Source organism: Nioella sp., assembly GCF_964229645.1.
Classification (GTDB): Bacteria; Pseudomonadota; Alphaproteobacteria; order Rhodobacterales; family Rhodobacteraceae; genus Nioella.
On sequence record NZ_CAXREX010000185.1, the window covers coordinates 1 to 22,873 of the forward strand.

At 66.0% G+C, this 22,873-nt stretch carries 23 protein-coding genes and 1 pseudogene; 11 read left to right on the plus strand and 13 right to left on the minus strand.

Annotated elements, in window-relative coordinates; genetic code table 11:
• Both ACEQXV_RS12485 and ACEQXV_RS12490 read left to right on the plus strand, forming a co-directional pair.
• On the plus strand, window positions 1–634 hold a 634-nt coding region (locus tag ACEQXV_RS12485), incomplete at its 5' end, for a Hint domain-containing protein (RefSeq protein ID WP_370269481.1).
• A 27-nt stretch (window positions 635–661) separates the two neighbouring features.
• Window positions 662–883, plus strand: coding sequence for a ribbon-helix-helix domain-containing protein (locus ACEQXV_RS12490; protein ID WP_370255124.1), 222 nt, complete (start codon window positions 662–664; stop codon window positions 881–883).
• Window positions 884–995: 112 nt separating this feature from the next.
• Here ACEQXV_RS12490 and hflX read toward each other — a convergent pair whose 3' ends face one another.
• The 4 genes from hflX to trkA all read right to left on the minus strand — a co-directional run bounded on the left by hflX (window position 996) and on the right by trkA (window position 5,570).
• Window positions 996–2,288, minus strand: a complete 1,293-nt coding sequence (gene hflX, locus ACEQXV_RS12495; RefSeq protein ID WP_370269482.1) for a GTPase HflX — start codon at window positions 2,286–2,288, stop codon at window positions 996–998.
• Window positions 2,285–2,518, minus strand: a complete 234-nt coding sequence (gene hfq / locus ACEQXV_RS12500; protein ID WP_370255128.1) for an RNA chaperone Hfq — start codon at window positions 2,516–2,518, stop codon at window positions 2,285–2,287. The genes hflX and hfq overlap by 4 nt, the downstream gene beginning before the upstream one ends.
• A 157-nt stretch (window positions 2,519–2,675) precedes the next feature.
• A complete protein-coding gene (locus tag ACEQXV_RS12505) occupies window positions 2,676–4,190 on the minus strand; it encodes a TrkH family potassium uptake protein (RefSeq protein WP_370255130.1) in 1,515 nt (504 codons plus the stop codon).
• 3 nt (window positions 4,191–4,193) lie between these two features.
• Entirely contained in the window at window positions 4,194–5,570 is a 1,377-nt protein-coding gene (gene trkA / locus ACEQXV_RS12510; RefSeq protein ID WP_370255132.1) for a Trk system potassium transporter TrkA, read from the minus strand.
• A 185-nt stretch (window positions 5,571–5,755) separates the two neighbouring features.
• Here trkA and ACEQXV_RS12515 point away from each other — a divergent pair, with 185 nt between their 5' ends.
• Window positions 5,756–6,205 carry a hypothetical protein gene (locus tag ACEQXV_RS12515; protein ID WP_370269484.1) on the plus strand — a complete coding sequence of 150 codons (450 nt, stop codon included), beginning with the start codon at window positions 5,756–5,758 and terminating at the stop codon, window positions 6,203–6,205.
• 4 nt (window positions 6,206–6,209) lie between these two features.
• Here the strand turns inward: ACEQXV_RS12515 and ACEQXV_RS12520 are convergent, their stop codons facing one another.
• From ACEQXV_RS12520 to dusB, 5 genes are all read right to left on the minus strand, one after another.
• The gene (locus ACEQXV_RS12520) at window positions 6,210–7,613 is read right to left on the minus strand and encodes a sigma-54-dependent transcriptional regulator (protein ID WP_370269485.1); all 1,404 of its coding nucleotides are present in this window, start codon (window positions 7,611–7,613) and stop codon (window positions 6,210–6,212) included.
• Window positions 7,610–9,826, minus strand: a complete 2,217-nt coding sequence (locus ACEQXV_RS12525; protein ID WP_370269486.1) for an ATP-binding protein — start codon at window positions 9,824–9,826, stop codon at window positions 7,610–7,612. Before ACEQXV_RS12525 ends, ACEQXV_RS12520 begins: the two co-directional genes overlap by 4 nt.
• 138 nt (window positions 9,827–9,964) lie before the next feature.
• Window positions 9,965–11,341: a response regulator gene (locus tag ACEQXV_RS12530; RefSeq protein WP_370255223.1), complete on the minus strand. Its 1,377-nt coding sequence runs from the start codon at window positions 11,339–11,341 to the stop codon at window positions 9,965–9,967.
• A gap of 12 nt (window positions 11,342–11,353) precedes the next feature.
• On the minus strand, window positions 11,354–12,436 hold the full coding sequence (locus ACEQXV_RS12535; protein ID WP_370269487.1) for a nitrogen regulation protein NR(II): 1,083 nt from the start codon (window positions 12,434–12,436) through the stop codon (window positions 11,354–11,356).
• Window positions 12,433–13,416 carry a tRNA dihydrouridine synthase DusB gene (gene dusB / locus ACEQXV_RS12540; RefSeq protein ID WP_370255219.1) on the minus strand — a complete coding sequence of 328 codons (984 nt, stop codon included), beginning with the start codon at window positions 13,414–13,416 and terminating at the stop codon, window positions 12,433–12,435. The genes ACEQXV_RS12535 and dusB overlap by 4 nt, the downstream gene beginning before the upstream one ends.
• Window positions 13,417–13,585: 169 nt before the next feature.
• Between dusB and ACEQXV_RS12545 the strand changes: the two genes are divergently transcribed.
• From ACEQXV_RS12545 to ACEQXV_RS12560, 4 genes are all read left to right on the plus strand, one after another.
• Window positions 13,586–14,761 carry a bifunctional 2-C-methyl-D-erythritol 4-phosphate cytidylyltransferase/2-C-methyl-D-erythritol 2,4-cyclodiphosphate synthase gene (locus ACEQXV_RS12545; RefSeq protein WP_370269489.1) on the plus strand — a complete coding sequence of 392 codons (1,176 nt, stop codon included), beginning with the start codon at window positions 13,586–13,588 and terminating at the stop codon, window positions 14,759–14,761.
• On the plus strand, window positions 14,758–15,249 hold the full coding sequence (locus ACEQXV_RS12550; RefSeq protein ID WP_370255217.1) for a phosphatidylglycerophosphatase A: 492 nt from the start codon (window positions 14,758–14,760) through the stop codon (window positions 15,247–15,249). Before ACEQXV_RS12545 ends, ACEQXV_RS12550 begins: the two co-directional genes overlap by 4 nt.
• Window positions 15,246–15,773, plus strand: a complete 528-nt coding sequence (locus ACEQXV_RS12555; protein ID WP_370255215.1) for a CinA family protein — start codon at window positions 15,246–15,248, stop codon at window positions 15,771–15,773. Before ACEQXV_RS12550 ends, ACEQXV_RS12555 begins: the two co-directional genes overlap by 4 nt.
• A 113-nt stretch (window positions 15,774–15,886) precedes the next feature.
• Window positions 15,887–17,068 carry an ammonium transporter gene (locus ACEQXV_RS12560; RefSeq protein ID WP_370255214.1) on the plus strand — a complete coding sequence of 394 codons (1,182 nt, stop codon included), beginning with the start codon at window positions 15,887–15,889 and terminating at the stop codon, window positions 17,066–17,068.
• Here the strand turns inward: ACEQXV_RS12560 and ACEQXV_RS12565 are convergent.
• Together ACEQXV_RS12565 and ACEQXV_RS12570 are read right to left on the minus strand one after the other, a co-directional pair.
• A complete protein-coding gene (locus ACEQXV_RS12565) occupies window positions 17,050–18,381 on the minus strand; it encodes an MmgE/PrpD family protein (protein ID WP_370269490.1) in 1,332 nt (443 codons plus the stop codon). The two genes, ACEQXV_RS12560 and ACEQXV_RS12565, sit on opposite strands and share 19 nt — an antisense overlap.
• Window positions 18,382–18,420: 39 nt before the next feature.
• The gene (locus ACEQXV_RS12570) at window positions 18,421–18,870 is read right to left on the minus strand and encodes a type II toxin-antitoxin system RatA family toxin (RefSeq protein WP_370255212.1); all 450 of its coding nucleotides are present in this window, start codon (window positions 18,868–18,870) and stop codon (window positions 18,421–18,423) included.
• A gap of 72 nt (window positions 18,871–18,942) precedes the next feature.
• Between ACEQXV_RS12570 and hpt the strand changes: the two genes are divergently transcribed.
• The 4 genes from hpt to ACEQXV_RS12590 all read left to right on the plus strand — a co-directional run bounded on the left by hpt (window position 18,943) and on the right by ACEQXV_RS12590 (window position 21,286).
• On the plus strand, window positions 18,943–19,485 hold the full coding sequence (gene hpt / locus ACEQXV_RS12575; protein ID WP_370255210.1) for a hypoxanthine phosphoribosyltransferase: 543 nt from the start codon (window positions 18,943–18,945) through the stop codon (window positions 19,483–19,485).
• Window positions 19,486–19,491: 6 nt separating this feature from the next.
• Window positions 19,492–19,674: a hypothetical protein gene (locus ACEQXV_RS12580; RefSeq protein WP_370255208.1), complete on the plus strand. Its 183-nt coding sequence runs from the start codon at window positions 19,492–19,494 to the stop codon at window positions 19,672–19,674.
• A 156-nt stretch (window positions 19,675–19,830) separates the two neighbouring features.
• Complete coding sequence (locus ACEQXV_RS12585) at window positions 19,831–20,316, plus strand: cytochrome c (RefSeq protein ID WP_370255207.1); 486 nt, start codon at window positions 19,831–19,833, stop codon at window positions 20,314–20,316.
• A 79-nt stretch (window positions 20,317–20,395) separates the two neighbouring features.
• Window positions 20,396–21,286, plus strand: coding sequence for a c-type cytochrome (locus tag ACEQXV_RS12590; RefSeq protein ID WP_370269491.1), 891 nt, complete (start codon window positions 20,396–20,398; stop codon window positions 21,284–21,286).
• A 72-nt stretch (window positions 21,287–21,358) separates the two neighbouring features.
• Here the strand turns inward: ACEQXV_RS12590 and ACEQXV_RS12595 are convergent, their stop codons facing one another.
• Together ACEQXV_RS12595 and ACEQXV_RS12600 are read right to left on the minus strand one after the other, a co-directional pair.
• A complete protein-coding gene (locus tag ACEQXV_RS12595) occupies window positions 21,359–22,630 on the minus strand; it encodes a tetratricopeptide repeat protein (RefSeq protein WP_370269492.1) in 1,272 nt (423 codons plus the stop codon).
• Between the two features lie 56 nt (window positions 22,631–22,686).
• Window positions 22,687–22,873 (minus strand): annotated as a pseudogene (locus ACEQXV_RS12600) (lipoyl synthase); the annotation flags it as partial.

Consider the following 22,873-nt stretch of genomic DNA (forward strand, 5'->3'; position numbering starts at 1 on the left):
CACAATCACCTGCTTTACCACCAACAGCTGGAAGGATACCGACGGGATCGAATACGAAGAGGTGATCTGTTTTACCCCCGCCTGTCGCATTCAGACCGCCCGCGGCCCCGTTCCGGCAGGCAGCCTGCGCGCGGGCGATCTGTTGCAGACCGCCGATAACGGGCTGCAACCGTTGCGCTGGATCGGGCGCAGCGATCTGCCGGGGCTCAGGCGGATCGCGGAAAACCTGCACCCCGTCCGCATTCGGCAGGACGCGTTCGGCCCGGGCCAGCCCGCGCGTGACATCCTCGTGTCGCCACAGCACCGGATCTGCCTGCGCGGCGATGGCCTGCATTTCCCCGCCTCCGAATGGTTCACCCCTGCCAAGGGGCTTGTCGATGGCAAGCGCATCACCCGGGACCGGGCCGCCCGCGGCATTTCCTATGTCCACCTTCTGCTCGACCGGCATGAAGTCTTGTTCTGCGAGGGGCTGGCCACCGAGAGCTTCCAGCCCTCGGACCGGACGAGGGCAACCCTGTCGCCCGGAAACCGGGCGGCCCTGGAGGACGTGACCGGGCCGGACCTGCGCAAGTGGAAGGCTGCGCGCAGCACCCTGCGCCCATGGGAGGGGGCGCTGCTGTCACGGGTTTCCTGAGGCGCAGAATCGGTCTTCTATGGGGGCATGTCCGCCCGTCCCGTCAAACGCTCCCTCACCTTGCATGGCCACCGCACCAGCGTGTCGCTGGAGGAACCGTTCTGGACGGAGTTCCGCCGGATCGCCGCCGCGCGGGGCCTGTCGATCAACGAACTTGCCGCGCTGGTCGACGCGGAAAGGGGCCTGGAAAGCGGGCTGGCCTCGGCGATCCGGGTCTTCGTGCTGAACGAGACCCTGGCAGGCCGATAGGGTTTATCGAATTGCCCCTGGCAGTCCGACCGGGGAACGGAGCGCCTCGCACCCCCTGGCGGGGGCCCTCGCCGCCCCGTAGCTGCCGCGACTGCTTGGACAGCGAAGCGGATCAGGCCGAGCGGAACGCCTTTTGCTGCCGCGCGGTCCAGAACACGGAAAGGTGCCAGCCAGTCTCCGTCTGGCGTTCGGTTTCGACCACCCCCTGATCGAACAGCCAGGCCCGCTTGCGACCATCGAAAAAGGCCAGGTCCAGCTCAGCCCGGAAGCGCGGCGGCGCCAGGCGTTCGGACACGGCGGCCAGAAGGGTGTCCACCCCCTGCCCGGTGATCGCGGAAATGGCAAAGACATCGTCGCGCCGCCCGGCTGCGACCGTCAGTTCCCCGCGCCGCTCTTCGTCCAGAAGATCGATCTTGTTCCAGACCTCGATCATCGGGGTTGACTGGGTGACGCCCAGATCGGCCAGGATCGCGGCCACATCCTCGGCCTGTTCCTCGGTCTCGGCATGGGCCACGTCGCGCACATGCAGGATCAGGTCCGCATCCAGAACCTCCTCCAGCGTCGCGCGGAACGCCGCAACCAGCTGCGTCGGCAGGTCCGAGATGAACCCCACCGTATCGGACATGATGACCTCGGAGCCGTCAGGCAGCTCCACCGCGCGCATCGTGGGATCGAGCGTGGCGAAGAGCATGTCCTTAGCCATCACCTCGGCCCCGGTCAAGCGATTGAAAAGAGTGGACTTTCCAGCGTTCGTATAACCGACCAGCGCCACCACGGGATAGGGCACCTTCTTGCGTGCGGCCCGGTGCAGGGCACGGGTCTTGACCACCTTGGCCAGCTGGCGCCGGATGCGGGTCACCGCCTCGTCGATGGCGCGGCGGTCGGCCTCGATCTGGGTTTCGCCGGGACCACCCACGAAGCCGAGCCCGCCGCGCTGGCGTTCCAGGTGCGTCCAGGCCCGCACAAGCCGCGTCCGCTGATAGCTGAGCGCGGCCAGCTCGACCTGCAACACGCCCTCTCGCGTACGGGCGCGATCGGCGAAGATCTCCAGGATCAGCCCCGTCCGGTCGAGGAGCTTCACCCCCCATTCCTTTTCAAGGTTGCGCTGCTGGACCGGGCTGACCGGTCCGTCGATCAGGATCAGTTCGGCCTCGGCCTCCTTGATCCTGGTCTTCAGTTCCTCGATCTTGCCCGTCCCGAACAACAGCCCCGGCTGCGCCTTGGGCAGGCGCACGCGCTCGGCCCCCACGACCTCGATATCGGGCAAGGCGGCGGCAAGCGCCACGGCTTCCGCAAGCGCGGCTCCCGCCTCTCGGCGGTCGCGGTCCGACGTGATGTCGGGATGCAGGACGATGGCGCGGGTCGGACCCGAGGAACCGGGTCCGGACAAATCAGATGCGCTCACTCTTCCCCGTCATAAAGATTGATCGGCTGCGCCGGCATCACGGTGGAAATCGCGTGTTTGTAGACCAGCTGCGATTGACCATCGCGGCGCAGTAGAACACAGAAATTATCAAACCAGGTGATCACGCCCTGCAGCTTCACGCCATTGATCAGAAAGATGGTGACCGGAACCTTGGTCTTGCGAACATGGTTCAGGAACGCATCTTGCAGATTCTGCTTGCTTTCGGCCATCGGGACTCTTGCCTTATTCGTTGGTGCCGCCCCTTGTTTCGGGGCGTGGTGAATATATGCGCCTGAGTATGTGCAGGTTTTTTTGAGGATTTCCACCCCGTTTTCCAAAGGTTTGACGGGTCTCGTCACGAAATGGGGCTTTCTGCCCGTTTTTCAATCAAATTCGCCAGAATGCCGGATTGAGAAGGGCAATCAATGCCAGCGTTTCAAGCCGTCCCAAAATCATTGCACCCATCAACACCGCTTTCGCGGCGTCGTCCAGCAGCGCGTAGATGATCTGGTATTCGGCCCCGAAACTGGCAAGGGGACCCGTGGTCGACAGCGCCGCAACGGCCAGAACGAAGGAATCCTCGAACCCCTGCCCGGTCAGCGACAGCCCAAGCGTGACGGCGGCCATCGACAGGATGAAGAGCATGAAGAAGACCCAGGCGATATAGGCCCCCTCGCGGCGAATGCGCCGCCCCATGCGCCCTCCGGCGGCCACGGAATGCGGATAGGTCAGCTTGCCCAGTTCCCGCGTGCCGTGCTTGTAAAGCGCGTAGACCCGCAAAAGCTTGATCCCGCCCGCCGTCGTCGCCGCCCCGCCCCCCATCAGCGCCAGACCGAACAGAACCAGCCCCGGCGTCGGCAGGCCCGACCAGTTGCGCGCCTCGGCCCAGTAGTCGGACACGAAGCCCGTCGTGGTCAGGAACGACATGGTGGTAAAGAGCGCGCCCCAAAGCGCCTCCAGCCCGGAACGCACATCGCTGTGGCTGCCCACCTCCAGCGCGCCAAGCCAGTGGCGCAGGAACATCAGTCCGCTCAACGTGCCAACCACGTACAGCGCAAGGCGAAGCTCGCGGTCGTGGAACAGCATGCCCGGCAGGCCGGGGCGCAGCCCGTGGGAAAAGCTGTGCCGGGTCAGTGCGAAGAGGAAGAAGACGAACAGGATGAGTTCCGAGAAGAAGCCGCCCTGCCCCGCCTCCAGCGTGCCATCGGGCGAAATCCCCGAGGTCGACATCACCGCCATCGCGTGGATGAGCGCCGTGAGGTCCGCCTCGCCCGCGATGACCTGCAAGAGCCACAGGAGCGCGGTTAGCCCCACATAGGCCGGGGCCAGTTGCAGCACCGCGCGGCGCATGCGCAGCCCCGGGGCCGCTGCCTGCATCTGCGCCGAGGATGAGACCACGCCACGCCCCTGCATCTCGGCCGAAACCTCGAAGCCGCCAAGGTTGAGCGGCGCCATCACCGCCGCTGCCGTGACCCAGGCCAGCAAGCCGCCGAGCCAGCCCACGATCGCGCGCCAGAAATGCGCCGCGTCGCTCAGCCGGTCAGGCTCGAACACGGTCGCGCCGGTGGTCGTCAGGCAGGACAGCATCTCGAAATACGCGTTGTAAAACCGGGTGTTGCCGATTCCATCGGCAAAGGGCACCGCCATGATGACAGGCAGCACGAGATAGGCCGCGATCAGCCCTGCCAGGTGATTGCGGGCGGAATTGGCGGGCTTCATGCCTTGCGTCGCAAAGCCAAGCACCACGGTCAGGATCAGGAACAGGAGGCCGGAATAGAAATAGCTGCGCCCGATCCGGTGTTGATCTTCCACCACGGCCACGGCGGCGGGCAGCATCATCGCCAGCGCGGTCACCCCGATCAGCAGGGCGAAGAGCGGCAACCTGGCGACGAACCCGCCCATGGGTCAGAAGAAATCGACCGAAACGCGCAGCAGCGCCTCGACCGCCGGAACATCCTTGGCCAGTGCGAAGATGGCAACCGTGTCACCCTCTTCGATCCGGGTGGAGCCCGATGGGCGGATCACCTTGTCACGCTTGCGAATGGCCCCGATGAGCGCCCCTTCGGGCATGTCGATGGCCCGCACCTCGCGCCCGGCAATGGGCGAGGTGGACAGGACCTGCGCCTCGATCACCTCGGCCTCGGCATCGCCGATCGAGTAGACGCCGCGTACCCGGCCCTGCCGGATGTGGCGCAGGATGGAACTGACCGTGGTGGCGCGCGGGTTGACATAGGCGTCGATGCCCAGGGGTTCCATCATCTGGACCATGGTGGGATCGTTGACCAGCGCGATGGCCATGTCCGCCCCTGCCGCCTTGGCCCGGACCGAGGCCAGCAGGTTGGTCTTGTCGTCGTCCGACACGCACAGAACCGCGTCGGCCCGTTCAACTCCGGCCTCGCGCAGGATGTCGATGTCGAGCCCGTCGCCATGCAGCACGATGGTGCGGCTCAGCGCATCGGCGGCGCGTTCGGCCCGCTCGCGGCTTTTCTCGATCACGCGGGCGCGGATACGGGTCGAGGATTTCTCCAGCTCCTGCGCCACCGCAAGGCCCACGTTCCCCCCGCCGATGATGACAACGCGTTCCTGCTGATGCTGCGGCTTGCCGAAGATTTCCATCGTGCGGGCGGCGTCGTTGTCATGGGTGAAGACGTAGATCTCGTCCCCCGCGAAGAGCTGATCGCCCGGTTCCGGCGCGAAGATCGTGCCCGCCCGGCGCACCCCCACCACGATTGCGCGCAGGGTCGAGAAAAGCTCGGACAATTGCTTGAGCGGTGTGTTCAGCACCGGGCAGTCATCGTCGAGCCGGATGCCAAGCAACAGTGCCTCCCCGCCCAGGAAATACTCGGTATCGAAGGCCGAGGGCGAGGCCAGCCGGCGCAGCGCGGCCTTGGCCACTTCACGCTCGGGGCTGATGACCACGTCGACGGGCAGATGTTCGCGCCGGTAAAGGTCCGAATAGACCGCCGTCAGGTAGCTTTGCGCGCGCAGGCGCGCGATCTTGCGGGGCACCGCGAAAATGGAATGGGCCACCTGGCAGGTGACCATGTTGACCTCGTCCGAAAAGGTCGCCGCGATGATCATGTCGGCATCGCGCGCGCCCGCGCGCTCCAGCACATCGGGGTAAGAGGCAAAGCCGGTGATCCCCTGAACATCCAGCGTGTCGGTCGCCCGGCGCACCAGGTCGGGGTTGTTGTCCACCACCGTCACGTCGTTGTTTTCGCCCGAAAGATGGCGCGCGATCTGCCAGCCGACCTGGCCCGCACCGCAAATGATGATCTTCATCGACCCTCGCCCGTCTTTGTCGCCGCCGGATAGGTCCGGCCCGGGGGTTCTGCATGGCAGAGTGCGCGCGCGGCGTCAATTGCCCTGCCCCGCCAGCTGGCTGTGCCTAGGGGCTTGATCCGGCGGGCGCATCGGGTTTCACTTGCACGGGGTTCCCCTGCCATTTTGATGATTGGACGATTGCGATGAAACGATTTCTTGTTGCCACGCTGATGCTTGCCAGCCTCGGCGGTTGCCAGACCAGTGCCTATTACGCGGAAGGGGTCTCGATCCATGAACGCGACGCGGACCAGGCGATCTGCCGAGACGAGGCGCGCATCCGCTACCCCACCAACGCGATCACCCGTTTCACCCCCCGCGTCTTCAACCCCGGCACCACCACCTGCGACGCGGCGGGCGCCTGCACGACGACACAAGGCTACTGGAGCGGCGGAGAGGCTTACACGGTGGATCTCAACGAGGATGCAAGGCGCGAGGCCGCCGCCGCCTGCATGGCGCGCGCAGGCTATGCGCGGGTCAGCCTGCCCTCTTGCAGCGCCAATTCCGGCGCCAGCGCCTCGACGATCATGGCCCCGCTGAATGACGACAGCTGCATCCTGCGCTCTGGCGGGACGTCGATGATCGTCACGCCCTGAGCCGTCAGTCCTCCTCGCCCACCTGCGCCACGCGGGCCCCGGCCTTGTTGGTGGTGACCACCCCGAGCGATTTCAGCTTGCGGTGCAGGGCGCTGCGTTCCATGCCGACGAAATTGGCGGTGCGGCTGATGTTGCCGCCGAAGCGGTTGATCTGCGCCATCAGGTAGTGGCGTTCGAACAGTTCGCGCGCCTCGCGCAGTGGCAGCGTGGTCAGTCCCGGCGAGAGCGAGATCTGCTCCTCGCCGCTCTCGGCCCCGCCGCCCTGCCCCGGCAGATCGCCCGCCTCGATCGGTCCGGTGCCGTCACCCAGGATCAGCACGCGCTCGATGACGTTGCGCAGTTCACGGATATTGCCCGGCCAGCGCATGGTTTGCAGCATCGCCTCGGCGTCCTGCCCCAGCTCGCGCAGCGGCAGGCCCTGTTCGCGGTTGAACCGTTCGATGAAATGGCGTGCCAGTTCGGGGATGTCCTCGCGACGTTCCTCAAGGCTGGGCACCTCGATCGGCACGACGTTCAGCCGGTGATAAAGCTCCTCGCGGAAATTGCCGGTCGCGATCTCGGACTTGAGGTCGCGGGTCGTGGAGGAGATGACCCGAAGATCGACCCGCACTTTCGAGGTCCCGCCCACGCGGGTGAAGCTCTGGTCGACCAGCACGCGCAGGATCTTGGACTGGGTGCCAAGCGGCATGTCGGCCACTTCATCGAAGAAGATCACGCCGCCATGGGCCTGCTCCAGAAGGCCCTGCTCGATCCCGCGTTCCACGCTTTCGCGTCCGAACAGCACCTCCTCCATGTGCTCGGGCGCAACCGAGGCGGAACTCACGGTCACGAAGGGGGCGCCGGCGCGGTCGGAATGGGCGTGGATGTAGCGCGCCGAGATCTCCTTGCCGGAACCGGGTCCGCCGCTCAGCATCACGCGGCCATTGGATTTCGTCACCTTGTCGAGCTGCGATTTCAGCGCCTTGAAGGCCGCGCCTGCGCCCACCATCTCGCCCACGCTGCCGTCCTGGCGGCGCAGGGCCGAGTTTTCCCGGCGCAGGCGGCTGACCTCCATCGCGCGGCGGATCACCACCAGCAACTGGTCGATGTTGAAGGGCTTCTCGATGAAGTCGAAAGCCCCCTGCTTGATCGCGGCCACCGCGATCTCGATATTGCCGTGACCCGAGATGATGACCACCGGCACATCGGGATTGTCGCGCTTGACGTGGGACAGGATGTCGATCCCGTCCATGTTGGAATCCTTCAGCCAGATATCGAGGATCATCATCCCCGGCGGCTCCTTGTTGAGCTCGGCCATGCACTCGTTGGAATTCGAGGCCATGCGGGTCGAAAACCCTTCGTCCTCGAGGATGTCGCAGATCAGTTCGCGGATATCGCGTTCGTCATCGACAACCAGAATGTCACTCATTGCCCATCTCCTTGGTCTTCGGCCAGGCGCGGCAGGATGATCCGCGCCATGGCGCCGGGATGCGCGCCGGGCTCGAACGGCTCCGCATCCAGCAGGTCCAGCGACCCGCCATGTTCCTCGATGATCTTCTTGACGATCGGCAGGCCCAGTCCGGTGCCCTTTTCGCGCGTCGTCACGTAGGGTTCGAACAGCCGCGCCCGGTCGGGCGGCAGGCCGATCCCGTTGTCCGAAATCGTGATTTCCACAGTTTCCTCGGCCAGGGTCATCGCCACCCGAAGCTCGGGCACATGCCCCTCGGGTGCGCCTTGTTCCTGAAGGCTTTCAATGGCTTCGCCACCGTTCTTGATCAGGTTCGTCAGTGCCTGCCCGATCATGGTCGCGTCCAGATCGGCACGCACCGGGCCTTCGGGGATCTCGGTCACGAAGCGCGTGCCGGGCTGGCCTGCCTGCTGCAACACCACCGCATCGCGCAACAGCCGGGCCAGGTCCTCTGGCTGGCGTTCGGGTTCGGGCATGCGGGCGAACTTGGAAAACTCGTCGACGATGCGGCGCAGGTCGTTGGTCTGGCGCACGATCACGTCGGTCAACTGGCCCAGTTGCTCGGCATCGGCCTCTTCCAGCAGCTTGCCGAACTTGCGGCGCACCCGTTCGGCCGACAGCTGGATGGGCGTCAGGGGGTTCTTGATTTCATGGGCGATTCGGCGGGCAACGTCGCCCCAGGCCGCCATGCGCTGCGCGCTGACAAGGTCGGTCACGTCGTCGAAGGCCACCACGTAGCCCTCGAGGTCATTGTCTTCATCCAGCCGGACCGACAGGCGCACCAGCAGGCTTTCCAGCTTGCCGCGGCGCGTGACCTTGATTTCCTCCTGCACGACGGATGCCCCGCGCTCGCGCAGGCGATCAAACAGCGCAGCATATTCGGGCACCGCAACCGCCAGGCTCAGCCCATGGTCGCGCGCCTCCGACAGATCCAGCAGCCGAATGGCAGAGCGGTTCATGAAATCGACCCGGCCATCGGCGTCGAGCCCGATCACCCCCGACGTGACCGAGGACAGCACGGAATCGAACTGGCGGCGGCGTTCCTCGGTCTGGTCATGCTGTTCGATCAGCGCGTCGCGCTGGCCCTTCAACTGCCGGGTCATCTGGTTGAAGAGCCGTCCCAGCATGGCAATCTCGTCATCGCCCTCTTCCTCGGGCACCCGCACGTCGAGATCCCCGATCCCCACCCGCTGCGCCGCCCCGGCCAGCCGCCCCACGGGCCGCGACAGCCGTTCTGCGAACCACAGGCCAAGCCAGATCGCGGCCAGGATCAGGATCATGGCAAAGCCCAGGTAGATCAGCGCGAACTGGAACAGGAACTGTCCCCGGTCGCTTTCAAGCTGCCGGTAGAGCCCCACCGTTTCCTGCGTTTCATCCAGCAGCGCGATGATCTGCCCGTCCACTTCGCGGCTGACGTAAAGATAGCGATCGGCAAAGGCCGACAGGCGGATCAGGGCGCGAAACTCGTTGTTCTCGCGATCCTCGATGATAATCGTCTCACCTTCGGCCGCACGCATCAGGTCTTCGGTCGAAGGTTGTTCGTAATCAAACAGATAACTGCGCTCGCCCCGCGCCCGGATCTCGCCCGCCCCGTCGATGACAAAGGCTTCGCGCAAACCGCGCTGAATCGCCTGCTGGCCCTGGCTCAGCAACTGGCGCAGGTCGCCATCGGGCAGGAAGGGGGTGGATCGGCGGCTGAGATTGAGGAAGGCCGCAAGCGCCGTCGCGTCTTCCGACAGGTCGATGCGGTGTTCTTCCTGGTAGGCATGGGCGGCCTCCACCGAATGGCCGAGCGCATTGCGCACCCGGTCGGAAAACCAACCCTCAAGGCCCAGGTTCACGGTGATCGTGGCAAAGACCGCGACCGCCACCGTGGGCAGAAGCGCCAGTAGCGCGAAGACGCCCGTGAGGCGCAGGTGCAGGCGCGAGCCGGCCGAGCGCGCCCGGCGCGCGGCGACCATCTTGGCCACGCGGTAGAGAACCAGCGCCGCAACTACCAGGATATAGACCAGATCGGCCAGCAGGATGAGCCGAAGCGAGGGCGACGCCGTGGACTGGCCGAGCGGACCCAGAACCAGGAAGGTCGCAACCGTCAGAACCGGGCCGAGCGCCACCAGCCCGAAGGTGCCCAGGGTCCGCACACGCCGATTACGCCGCTGAGACAGCAGCCGCATCAGTGGGGATTCTGCATCACCTTGCGCGGGGTTATCCACCCGGAATGCCTCGTATGTTGGGCAGTCGGCCTGCCCGACCGCAATATGCTGTAGCCCAATTGCCCACCGTCACATGAGGGCCACGCTACTGTTGCGGTTTTACATCAATTTCCGGCGGCGAGTCACGCGAATATCCAGATCGGTGATTTTCTTACGCAACGTATTTCGGTTGATCCCCAGAAGATCGGCGCATTTGGCCTGGTTTCCGCCGGTCGCATCCAGCGCGATCTCGATCAACGGAAGCTCCACTTCGCGTAGGATGCGCGCATAAAGGCCCGGCGGTGGCAGCACGCCGCCATGCAGGTCGAAATAGCGCTTGAGATGCTTGGCGACCGAGGCCGACAGCTTCTCTCCGTCGCCCGCGCCCATCAGGGGTTCGATCTCGGGCTGGTTGCCCAGAACGGCCTCCACCTCGGGCTTGCCGATCACTTCCACCGGGGCCGTCACCGTTAGGCGGCGCACGGTGTTTTCCAGCTGGCGCACGTTGCCCGGCCAGCTATAGGCGCGGATCATCTCCATCGCGCCGGGGGCAAAGCGGCGCGGCGGCAGGCCATCGCGCTCGGCCCGGGCCAGGAAATGCTCGGCCAGAAGCGGAATGTCATCCACCCGTTCGCGCAGCGCGGGCACGGTGATGGTCACGCCAGAGAGGCGATAGAACAGGTCCTGGCGGAACTGCCCGGCTTCCATCCGCTCGGCCAGATCCTTCTGGCTGGTGGCCATGACACGGGGCGCGCCATCGCCCAGGCTGTCGAGAAGCCGCACGATCCGGCCTTGCGCGACATCGTCGAAATCGCCGATCTCGTCGAACAGGATCGAGCCGTCCTTGGCCCGCGCCAGCACCAGCTGCGCGCCTTCGGCGCTGTCAAGATCAGAGGCGGTGACCGTCACGAAGGGAAGCGTGCGACGGTCCGAAAAATCGTGGATCGCGCGGGCAATCAGGCTTTTTCCTGTGCCGCTTTCGCCCGTGACCAGCACCGGCAGATCGGCATTCATGACCCGCGCCACCAGCCGGTAGAGCGCCTGCATCGAGGCGGTGCGCCCCACAAGGGGCAGGTCATCATGCTGGTCGTCGCCCGCCCCTACCGAGGGTGCCTTGGTGACCGGCGCCCGGCGCTTGAGCTCCAGCGCCCGCGCGGCACGTTTCATCAGGTCGGGCAGGTCGAAGGGCTTGGGCAGGTAGTCATAGGCGTCGGCTTCAGTCGCCTGGATCGCGGTCATGATCGTGTTCTGCGCCGAGATCACGATCACCGGCAGGCCCGGGCGCTTGTCGCTGATCTTGGGCAGCATATCGAGCCCGTTCCCATCGGGCATCATCACGTCCGAGATCACCAGGTCGCCCTTGCCCTCGTCGACCCACCGCATCAGCGTGACCAGGGACGAGGTCGCATGCACCTTGCAGCCCGCCCGCGTCAGGGCCTGGGTCAGAACGGTGCGGATCGTGCGGTCGTCATCGGCGACAAGTACGGTGCCATCCATGGTTTCTCGTCCTCAATGGTCAGTCGATCCCGCCGCGCCCGCGGGCACGACCGGAAGGGAAATTCGAAATACGGTGCGGCCGGGCACGGAATCGACCGCGATCCAGCCGTCGTGATCGGCGATGATCTTGGACACCAGCGCCAGCCCCAGCCCGGTCCCGTTCTCGCGCCCTGACACGAATGGGTCGAAGATATGGGACGCGATCTCAGGCTTGATGCCGGGGCCGTCATCGCCGATCTCCACGTGAAGCGGAACCGCGCCCCGGCTGCCATCGCCCCGGCGCACGCGCAGGCCCGGCTCGTAGAAGCTGCGCAGGCGGATCGTGCCGCCCTGCTGGCCGGCCTCGGCGGCGTTCTTGATGAGGTTCAGGAACACCTGCTGCAACTGGTCGGGATCGGCAAAGGTCAGCGGCAGCGAGGGGTCGTAATCGTCCTCGATGCGCATATGCGCGGCAAAGCCCACGGCGGCCGATTTGCGTGCCCGGTCCAGCACGTCGTGGATGTTGACGGGCTTGCGCGCGGGCGGGCGGACATTGCCGAACTCCTCGACCTGGTCGAGCAGCTTCACGATGCGCCGGGTCTCGGCCACGATGAGATCGGTCAGTTCAAGATCCTCGCCGGTGACCGACATGGAAATGAGCTGCGCCGCCCCGGTGATCCCGGCGAGCGGGTTCTTGATTTCGTGGGCCAGCATCTCGGCCATGCCGATGGCCGATTTCGCCGCCGACTGAGAGGTCAGCGCCCGGTGCAGCTTGCCCACCAGCGCCCGGCTTTCCAGAAGCACCAGCACGTGATCGGATTGATCCGACATGGGCGCGATCTGAACGTCGCAGGGTTCAGGCTTGCGGTTGTCGGTGCCCACGTCGACGGCATTGACGAAAAGCGGCGCGCGCCCGGTGCGCACGCGGGCGAAGGCCTCTTCCAGCGGCGCATCGACAAAGACCTTGTCCCAGAACGGGTGCCCGGTCAGCGACCGCGCCGAGGCATTGAGGAAGAGCTCGCCCGCCGGGTTCACGTCGGCAATCCGGTCCTCGGCGTCGATGATGACCGCCGGGATCGGCAGCGACGTCCAAAGCGTTGCCATGAGGTCGGTCATGCCGCCATCTCCTCGGTTTCGGTCAACATGAGGGGAATGAGCGCCAGAACGCGGGCCGGGTCGCGGGCAGTCAGCGCCTCGCGCCGCAGGGGGGCCACGGTTCCGGCCTCGTCCATGTACCAGCCCAGGTGCTTGCGCGCGACGCGGTTGCCAAGCTCGGCTCCGTAGAAGGAGAGCATCGCCTCGTAGTGACCGGCGATCATGTCCGCGAGTGCACTGCCTTGGGGGATTTCGGGGGCCTCGGCACCGAACACAGCCTGCGCGATCAGTTGCAACTGCCACGGCTTGCCCTGCGCGCCCCGCCCCACCATGACCCCATCCGCCCCCGACAGATGCAGGGCCCTGGCCGCGCTTTGCGCGTCGGTGATGTCGCCATTGGCAATGACCGGGATCGAGACCGCCTCTTTCACCGCGCGGATCGCCGCCCAATCGGCCGCGCCCTTGTAGAACTGGCAGCGCGTGCGCCCGTGAATGGTGATCATGGCGATGCCCGCATCCTCGGCCCTGCGGGCGAGGTCCGGCGCGTTCAGAAGGTCGTCGTCCCAGCCGAGCCGGGTCTTGAGCGTCACGGGGACCGAGACCGCGCCCACAACCGCCTCGATCAGCGTCAGCGCATGATCGAGGTCCTTCATCAGGGCCGATCCGGAATAGCCGTTCACCACCTTCTTGGCGGGACAGCCCATGTTGATGTCGATGATGCGCGCCCCCTGCCCTTCGGCCAGCCGCGCCGCCTCGGCCATCCAATGCGCCTCGCGCCCGGCCAGCTGCACGGCGGTATTGTCCAGCCCGAACCCAAGTTCGGCGCGCGCGCGCACGCTGGCTTTCGCCTCGACCATTTCCTGGCTTGCCACCATTTCCGACACCACCAACCCCGCGCCAAAGCCCGCGACCAGGCTTCGGAACGGCAAATCGGTGATTCCGGCCAAGGGGGCCAGAAAAACCGGGGGTGAGAGGGTCCTTTCTGCCAGCGAAATGGACAAGTGATTAATCCTTGAGCAGTCTTGCCCTGATGTATGGGCTTTCACGGGCGAGTGCAAAACTTTCACCGGACAATTAGTGCGACAACATCGCTTTGCCCATTTTTTGTGCACACAAGCGCAGGATTTAACCGACATTGTGCCAGACCCGCTTTCGCCCTATCAGGTGCCCATGACCGACACCGCCCAGAGCCAGACCTTGCCAAACGTCGCCGCGATCATCGTCGCGGCGGGGCGCGGCACGCGTCTCGGGGGCGAGATTCCCAAGCAATATCAATTGCTCGGCGGCGAGCCGGTGCTGACACGCACGATCCGCGCGCTGGCGGAGCACCCGGTCGTTCAAGACATCGTCATCGTGCGCCATCCAGACGATTCCGCGTTGCTGGCGGCGGCCCTTGCCCCGCTTGCCCTGACCGTGACCGATGTGCCGGGTGGGGACAGCCGCGATGCATCGGTGCGCAACGGGCTGGAGGCGCTGCCGCAGGGCACGGACTACGTGCTAATCCATGATGCCGCCCGCCCGCTTGTCAGCCACGCGGTGATCGACGCGGTGATTGCTGCGCTGGCCGATCACGAGGGCGCGGCCCCCGGGCTGGCCGTTGTCGATGCGCTCTGGCAGGGCACGTCCCGCGTTGAGTCCATTCAGCCGCGCGACGGGCTGGTCCGTGCGCAAACCCCGCAAGGGTTTCACGTGGATGCGATCCGCGCCGCCCATGCGGCTCATCCCGGCGGAGCCGCCGATGACGTGGAGGTCGCGCTGGCCCACGGGCTGCGGGTTGCCATCACCGCGGGCAGCGAAGACAATCTCAAGCTCACCCGCCCGGGCGATTTCGAACGGGCCGAGCGCATCCTGAAGGCAGGTCAGATGATCGACATCCGCACCGGCAACGGCTTTGACGTGCACCGCTTCGGCCCCGGAGACCATGTCTGGCTGTGCGGCGTGAAAATCCCCCACGGGCGCGGGCTTCAGGGACATTCCGATGCCGATGTGGGGCTGCACACGGTGACCGATGCCATTCACGGCGCGCTGGCCACCGGTGATATCGGCACCCATTTCCCGCCCTCCGATCCCCAGTGGAAAGGGGCAGAAAGCCATATCTTCCTGACCCATGCCGTCGATCTGGCCGGCGAGATGGGCTTTGCGATCCTGAATGCTGACCTGACCTTCCTGTGCGAACGGCCCAAGATCGGCCCTCACGCCGCCGCGATGCGCGCGCGGCTGGCAGAGCTTCTGCGCATCGCGCCAGAGCGCGTGTCGGTCAAGGCCACCACCACCGAGCGGCTCGGCTTCACGGGCCGCGAGGAAGGCATCGCTGCAATGGCAACCGTAACCCTGGTGAAACAATGACCAAGCTTATCGCCACCTTCTTTTACGTGGGCCTGCTTCGCCCCGCCCCCGGCACCTGGGGCAGCCTTGCGGCCATCCCCGCGGCCTGGGCGCTGCACCAGGCAGGCGGCTTCGTGGCGCTGCTGCTCGGCACGCTCGTGGTCTTTGGCTGGGGCTGGTATGCCACCATCGTCGAGACCAGCGCCAGCGGCGAGGAAGACCCCTCGGAAATCGTGATCGACGAGGTCGCGGGCATGTTCATTGCGCTCTGGCCCGTCTCCTACGGCGCGGTCATGGCGGGGGCGGATTTCTTCGCGCTCTGGCCCGGTGTCCTGTCGGCTTTCCTGGCCTTCCGGCTCTTCGATATCTGGAAACCTGGCCCCGTGGGCCTGGCCGACCGGCGCGGCGATCCATTGGGCGTGATGCTCGATGACGTCATCGCCGGGGGCATGGCGGCGATGGTCGTTGCGGTTCTGGCGGTAATCGCGCATCTGCCGGGGCGGATATGACCCGGGCCGAAGCGCTTCTTGCGGCCGCGCGCGCGGGCCATCACGTGATCGCCACGGCCGAAAGCTGCACCGGCGGGCTGGTTTCGGGCGCGATCACCAGCGTTGCGGGATCCTCAGACATCTTCGACCGGGCCTTCGTGACCTATACCAACCGCGCCAAGATCGAGATGCTGGGCGTGAGCCCAGACACGCTGCGCAGCCATGGCGCGGTGTCCGAGGAGGTCGCTCAGGAAATGGTCGCCGGCGCCTTTGCTGCCTCGCAGGCGACGATAGCGGTCTCTGTCACCGGCATCGCGGGGCCCGGCGGGTCCGAGCACAAGCCCGAGGGCCGGGTCTGTTTCGGGCTGGCCTGGGAAGAAGGCCTTCGCACCGAAACGGTGGAGTTCGGCGCGCTCGGGCGCGACGCGGTGCGGGCCGCGGCGGTTCAGCACGCGCTTGCAATGATCCTGCACAGCATCGAACACGATACGCATGATTCAAAGGCAAACCGCTCTGGCAACGCCTATAATTTACGCAATTTCTGAATTGCTGCATTGCTGACCGCCGAAAACGGCGCTTGCCTCTTTTTTAACGCGCTGCATTCCGCTTTTCCCCCTTCCAACGCTGAAAAATCATGCACGGGAAGGGACATCGTAAGATGAACGGAGCGGATACTGCATGGATCATCGTCGCCACGGCGCTGGTTCTTTTCATGACCCTGCCGGGTCTGGCCCTGTTTTATGGCGGACTGGTGCGCGCACGGAACGTGCTGTCGGTCTTCCTGCATTGCTATGCCATCGCCTGCCTGATGAGCATCCTGTGGCTCGTCGCCGGTTATTCCATCGCCTTCGGCCCGGCCGAGAGCGAGATCTGGGGCGGGCTTGGCCGCGCCTTCCTGAACGGCGTCACCGCCGACAGCCTGTCGGGCACCCTGCCCGAGGTGCTGTTCTTCGCCTTCCAGATGACCTTCGCCATCATTACCCCCGCGCTCATCGTGGGCGCTTACGTGGAACGGGTGGGTTTCGGCTTCGTCATGCTCTTCTCGGCGCTTTGGATGCTGCTGTGCTACGCGCCGGTGGTGCACTGGGTCTGGGGCGGCGGCCTGCTGGCCGATGACGGGATCTTTGGCACCGTGGGCGTGCGTGACTTCGCGGGCGGCATCGTCGTCCACGAGACCGCCGGTATCGCCGCGCTGATGATCGCCTTCTTCCTCGGCCCGCGCCGCAACCAGACCACGCCGCCGCACAATCCCGGCTACGTGATGATCGGGGCCGCGATGCTGTGGGTGGGCTGGTTCGGCTTCAACGGCGGCTCGCAGCTGGCCGCAGATGGCGGCGCGGCCATGGCGCTGACCGTGACCCATATTTCAGCGGCCACCGCCTCGCTGACCTGGGGCCTGTGGGAAAAGATCAAGTATGGCAAGGTCAGCCTCGTGGGTGTCGTGACCGGCACCATCGCGGGCCTGGCCTCGATCACCCCGGCCTCGGGCTTCGTCGGGCCGATCCCGGCGCTGATCATCGGGGCCATCGCGGGCATTCTCTGCCAGGAAGCGGTGAACCTCATCCGCAACAAGATCAAGATCGACGACACGCTCGACGTCTTCGCCGTGCACGGCGTGGGCGGCATCTTCGGCACGATCATGATCGCCGTCTTCGGCGCCGGGTCCTGGGCCGCGCAGCTTGGCAGCCTCGTCATCGTCGGTGTCTTCACCGTGGTGGTGACGCTGGTGCTGATCTACGTGGTCAAGGCGATAACGCCGCTGCGCGTCGATGCGGAAACGGAAACCAACGGGCTTGACCTGCAAGTCCACGGCGAACGCGCCTACGACATGTCGAGCTGACCGGACCTACAGAAAACCTGCAACGCCGCGCCGATCTCTCCCGGTGCGGCGTTTTCCGTGACGAGCCCTGACAGGCGCGCGACAGCATCCGACCCAAGAAGCGCCTCGGCCTTGGCCTGCAGCTTGGCCGCGCGGGTGGCCAGCGGCAGCGGGGCCAGCAGGTCATGGGTTGCCTCGCGGCTTTCGCCATTCACCGTGAGGCGGACGATCGCGGCGCTCTCGGCCAGCCTGTCATCGCTGGTCACGTCCACCCAGCCCCGCAGCGCCACGACCTCGGGCGCGCGTGCCAGCGCATCGGTGTAGCTGTCGAGCCGCGCGGTGTCATGCCCGAGGGCCGCCAGCGCCATCACCTGCGCGTAAGAAAACTTGGCCTCCAACCCCGTTGCGGGGGCGGCGATGTTGCACACGGTCAGCCAGCGCGGATGGGTCACCACCTCGATCGCGCTGATCCCGTCGGGATCGACCGGCAAAAGCCCGGCCACGGCCTCCAGCGCCGCGTGCAGCCCATGGCAACAGGCGTGGAACTTGTGGCTCACCTCCTCGAAGCGCCAGCTCTGCCCCAGCCCTTCCAGCGCACCCATGTCCCCTGCCCCGTGATGGGTCGGCCCCAGACCTTGCGGCCCCTCCAGCCCCGCGCGACGCGGATCGAACCCCAAGGACACCAGAAGCGCCGCCTCCACCCCGTTTGCCGCCGCGATCCCGGCGTTGAACGGCTTGCCCATGGTGCCGAACTGGGACTTGAGCCCCGAGGCCCGCGTGCCCAGAAGGCCGATCACATCGGCCAGCTCAGCCGCCGACAGCCCCAGGAGCCGCCCCGCCGCCAGCCCCGCGCCGATGGCGCCTGCCGTGGCCGTCTGGTGAAACCCCGCCTGGTAATGCCCGCGCCCCAGCCAGACGCCCGTGCGCACCGACGCCTCGACGCCCACGAGCGCTGCCTCCTGCATCGCCCGGCCCGACGCGCCCACCCGCTCGGCCATGGCCAGCGCCGCCGGGATCACGGCGACCGAAGGGTGCCCGATATGGGCGAAATGGGTGTCGTCATAGTCGAGCGCATGCGAGAGCGTGCCATTGACCAGCGCCGCCATGCGGGCGGGCACAAGGATTGCCATGCCGATGGCATGGGCCTGCGGCACCCCGCCCTCGTCCTCCGCCAAAGCGCGCAAGACCTGCGCCACAGGTTCCTGCCGCCCTGCGATAGCCACGGCGCACCAGTCAAGCAGCGACAGCCGCAGCACCTCGCGCGCGGTGTCGGCCCCGGCAAGGGGGCTTGCGGCAAAGTGGGCGAGCGCATCGGCAAAGGGGGTGTCGGTCATGGGGCCTCCGGGCAAGTTCCGGGGCAGCTTAGCAGCGCCTCAGGCGCCGTAAAGCTCTGCCGCGCGGTCTTCGTAGGCCTGCACGATCCGGGTCATCGCCTCGTGGAAGAAAAGCCCCGCTGCGCCTTGCAACAACTTGTTTTTGAACTCGAAATCCACGTCAAAAGCCACTTCGCAGCCGTCACCCTCAAGGTCGCGGAAGCGCCAGTGCGAGATAAGGTGCTTGAAGGGGCCGTCGATATACTCGGTGTCGATTTCGCCCAGTTCGGGGCGCAGCGTGACACGAGACCCGAAGCGTTCGCGGAACATCTTGAAGCCCACCACGAGATCGGCCAGCATCACCTCTCCGCCCTCGACCGGCGTCACGGAGCGCACCCGCGCGCCCATGATCCAAGGGATGAACTGCGGATAGCGGGCCACGTCGGCCACCAGCTCGTACATCTGGGTGGCGCTATATGGCAGCACTCTGGTCTCGGCGTGGCTCGGCATCGCGGTTTCGGGTTCCCTCGGGTGGTGTCCATGTCCTAGAACTATCCGGGGAAATCAAGGGACAGGGGCGAAATGGCGCAGAAACCTTACGTCGTGGACAAGATGATCTCGGCCAAGGCCATCGCGGCGCGGATCGAGGAACTGGCACGCGAGATCGAGACGGCTTTCGCGGGCACCGACAAGCTGGTGGTGGTGGGCCTGCTGCGCGGCAGCTTCGTCTTCATCGCCGACCTGGTGCGCGAGTTGCACCTGCCCGTCGAGGTCGATTTCCTGGAAACCTCCTCTTACGGCAATTCCACGGAATCGAGCCGCGAGGTGCGCATCCTCAAGGACATTCGGGGCGAGATCGAGGGGCGCGACGTTCTGGTGGTAGAGGACATCGTCGATACCGGCCACACGCTGCACCACGTGCTGCACCTGCTCAAGGGCCGCAACCCGCGCCGGCTGGAAACCATCGCGCTGCTCGACAAGCCCTCGCGCCGCGAGGTGGACGTGAAAGCCACCTGGATTGGGTTCGAGATCCCCGATGAATTCGTCGTGGGCTATGGTATCGACTACGCCCAGAACAACCGCAATCTCGGCCATATCGGCAAGGTGCGCTTCCTGGAGGACTAAGCGGCGATGTCCCCCTTCTGGCTGATCCGGATGAAGAGATGGGCGCAGAATCCACCCTCGATGGGGCGGGTCCTGCTCGTGGTATCGGTCATCGCGATCTGCCTGGCGCTGTTTGCCGTGGAACGCATCTGGGGCTGGCCCGACTGGCTGACGGTGGAGCCGATCCGGCGCGGACCCGGGCGGCTCTGAGTGCAATCACGCACATGTGAACTCTGCAAAATCGCACATGCCCTGTGCGTCAGCCCGCCGCACCCCTCGCCTACGGGCTGTTGATTTCCCCAAGGTCGAAAAGGGATGATCGAAAGAGGTCGTACCGTGTTTGACCGACTAACCAGGGAGATTTCCATGCGTTCCATTCACAAGGCCCTTATCGCCGGCGTGATGCTGTCCTTGCCTATGGCTGCCACCGTTCAGGGCGCCGGGCACGGCGAAAACCCCTTCGCGGGGCACATCGCGGCGCGCCAGGGCTACATGCAGATTCTGTCTTTCAACATTGGCATCCTCGGCGGCATGGCCCGCGGCAATATCGACTACGATGCCGAGGCGGCTCAGACCGCCGCCAACAACCTTGTCGCCATGACCGGCGTCGACGGGCGCGGCTTCTGGCCCGAGGGCTCGGATAACGAGGCCCTGGGCGACGCAACCCGCGCCCTGCCCGCGATCTGGTCCGACATGGGCGCGTTCGGCGAGGCCTGGATGGCTTATGGTGCCGCGGCCCAGGGTGTGGCCGATGCGGCGGGTGGCGGCCTTGAGGCGCTGCAAGGCGCCATGGGCCCGCTTGGCGGTTCCTGCGGCGGCTGCCACCGCAACTTCCGCCAGTCCGACGGCTGATCCCACGCAAGACTTGTGGCGGGGGGCCGCCCCCGCCACACTCGCCCCGGCGATCCCACAGACCTAGGGCCCTTTGCAGATGCGCAGATTTTTCCGAGCCGTTTTCTTCCTTGCCGTGATCGGCGCCGCCCTTGGCTGGTGGCTGACCGCCCCCAACCCGATCGCCGCCTCCGCGCTTGCCGCGCATGATCCTGACATGGAGAATGGCGAACTGGTCTTCTGGGCTGCTGGCTGTGCTTCCTGCCACGCGGGCCCCGATGCCGAAGGCGAAGAGCGCCTGGTCCTGTCGGGCGGGCGGGCGTTTCCCTCCGATTTCGGCACCTTCTACGCCCCCAATATCTCGGCCGATCCCGATCATGGCATTGGCGGCTGGAGCGAGGCCGATTTCGTCTCTGCCGTCATGCGCGGCGTCAGCCCCGAGGGCCAGCATTACTACCCCGCCTTTCCCTACGGCACCTATGGCCGCGCCGGGATGGGCGATATCCGCGACCTCTGGGCCTTCATGCAGACCCTTCCCGCCGACGCCACGCCTTCGCGCGATCACGATGTCGGCTTTCCCTTCTCGATCCGCCGCGCGCTTGGCGGCTGGAAGATGCTTTTTGCCAGCTCCGATTGGGTCATGGCAGGCGAGGCGCTGTCGCCGGAGTTGATGCGTGGGCGCTACCTTGTCGAATCCCTTGGCCATTGCGGCGAATGCCACACGCCCCGGAATGCCTTGGGCGGGCTTCAGCTCGATGCCTGGCTGACCGGGGCACCGACCCCCTCGGGCCAGGGCCGCATTCCCAACATCACCCCTGCCGAACTGACCTGGTCGGCCTCTGACATCGCCAATTACCTGCGCGATGGATTCACGCCGGAATTTGACAGCGCGGGCGGTGAAATGGCCGAGGTGATCCAGAACATGGCCCACCTTCCCGACGCGGACCGCGCGGCCATCGCCGCCTACCTCCGCGCCCTTCCGGGCGGGTAACGGTCAGAGCGCCATGGGCGCGCCGAATTGCATGAGCACCCGGCGGCGGAGCCGCGTCTTGCTGCAACGTCGCTAGTGGGTCAGATGCGCAGGGGCCGCGATATGGGGGCGGCGCAGGGCCAGCAGGCGGCGCGCCTCCTCGGCCCGCCCCTGCCGTATCTGCGCATTGAGAAGCGCAAATTCCAGAATGTCGCGCTGTGCACGGCTGCCGCCCACCCGCTCGGACTGCGCCACGACCGGGATGAGCAACGCCTCGGCCTCGGCCCAGTTACCCGCCGCGATGGCGCGAAAGGCTTCTGCGACGGGCACCACCAGATCGCCGATCGGCCCCTTCGCCCCCGCGACGATCCCCGACAGGGCCTCGCTGTTGCCGCTCATGGCGTGGACCAGCGCGGCATGGATATCGACAAAGCCCATCCCCGGTTTCGGAAAGGCCTGCGCAGCGTAGTCGCCTAGCGCGCGCCAGCGCTCCGGCGCGATCTCGACCCCGGCCAGCCCGGCCCGGTAATAAAGCGCGGCAAGGTCCGTCACGATGTTGATCGCGGGGCTTTGGCTGACAGCGGGCGACAGGTCCTCGTCCACCGCGCGCCACATCCGCGCCTCGTCGCCCGTCGCCAGGGCCCAGAGCGCAACATGCCAGCTGTTGTGGCAATGCATGAGCCCCGCCCGGTCATACCCCGACATCCAGTCTTCCAGGAAGGCCAGCCCCGCGTCCGTATCACCGAGCTCGTAGTAGAGATGTGCGCGGATATGGGCGGCATGGGCGCTGTCGCGGTTGCGGGCCAGCGCCTGGTCCACATTGGCCTCGGCCTGGGTGAACTGGCCAAGCTCCAGCTGCGCGAAGGCCAGTTGGGCCGGGAACCACCAGTCGCCCGCATAATGCGGCGCAAGGTAGTCCGCCACGGCCAGGTGCTCGGCCTCACGCCCCACCCGGCCGGAAAAGCCGATCAGGCTGAACACCCCAAGAAGCGTCTGCGCAACCAGCGCGTCGCGGGGAAAGTCGCGGATATGGGCGCGGATAAGGTCATAGCCCTTGGCCGGGCGTCCTTCGATGAGATGGCCGAATATCTCCAGCTGCGCCGCCTCTCGCGGGGTCAGCGCCCGGTCACAGGCGCGTGCCGCCGCAAGCGCGGCCCGGGCCTCGGCCATGCGTCCGAAGCTTTGCTGGTTGCGCGCCAGCGCCACATGCGCGGCAGTGAACCCCGGATCCGCAGACAACGCCCGGGCAAATGCTGCCTCGACCCCGCCCTGCCCGGCGAGGAACAGATCAAGCCCCTCGCAATAGTCTTCTTGCGCGATCCCTGACTCTGTCGACAGGTCCAACCCGAAGCGATCTTGCAGCATCACGTCCCCCTTTTCACGGGGGCGAGCCTAACAGCACGATGCCAGTTTGGAAAAGGTCAGGCCTGGCCGAGCTTCTTCAGCCGCGCATCCCGAAGCCGGGCAAAATCGTCGCCCGCGTGGTAGGACGAGCGTGTCAGCGGCGTGGCCGAGACCATCAGGAAGCCCTTGTTATAGGCCGCCTTCTCGTAGCTGGCGAATTCCTCGGGCGTCACGAAACGGTCCACCTTGTGGTGCTTGGGCGTC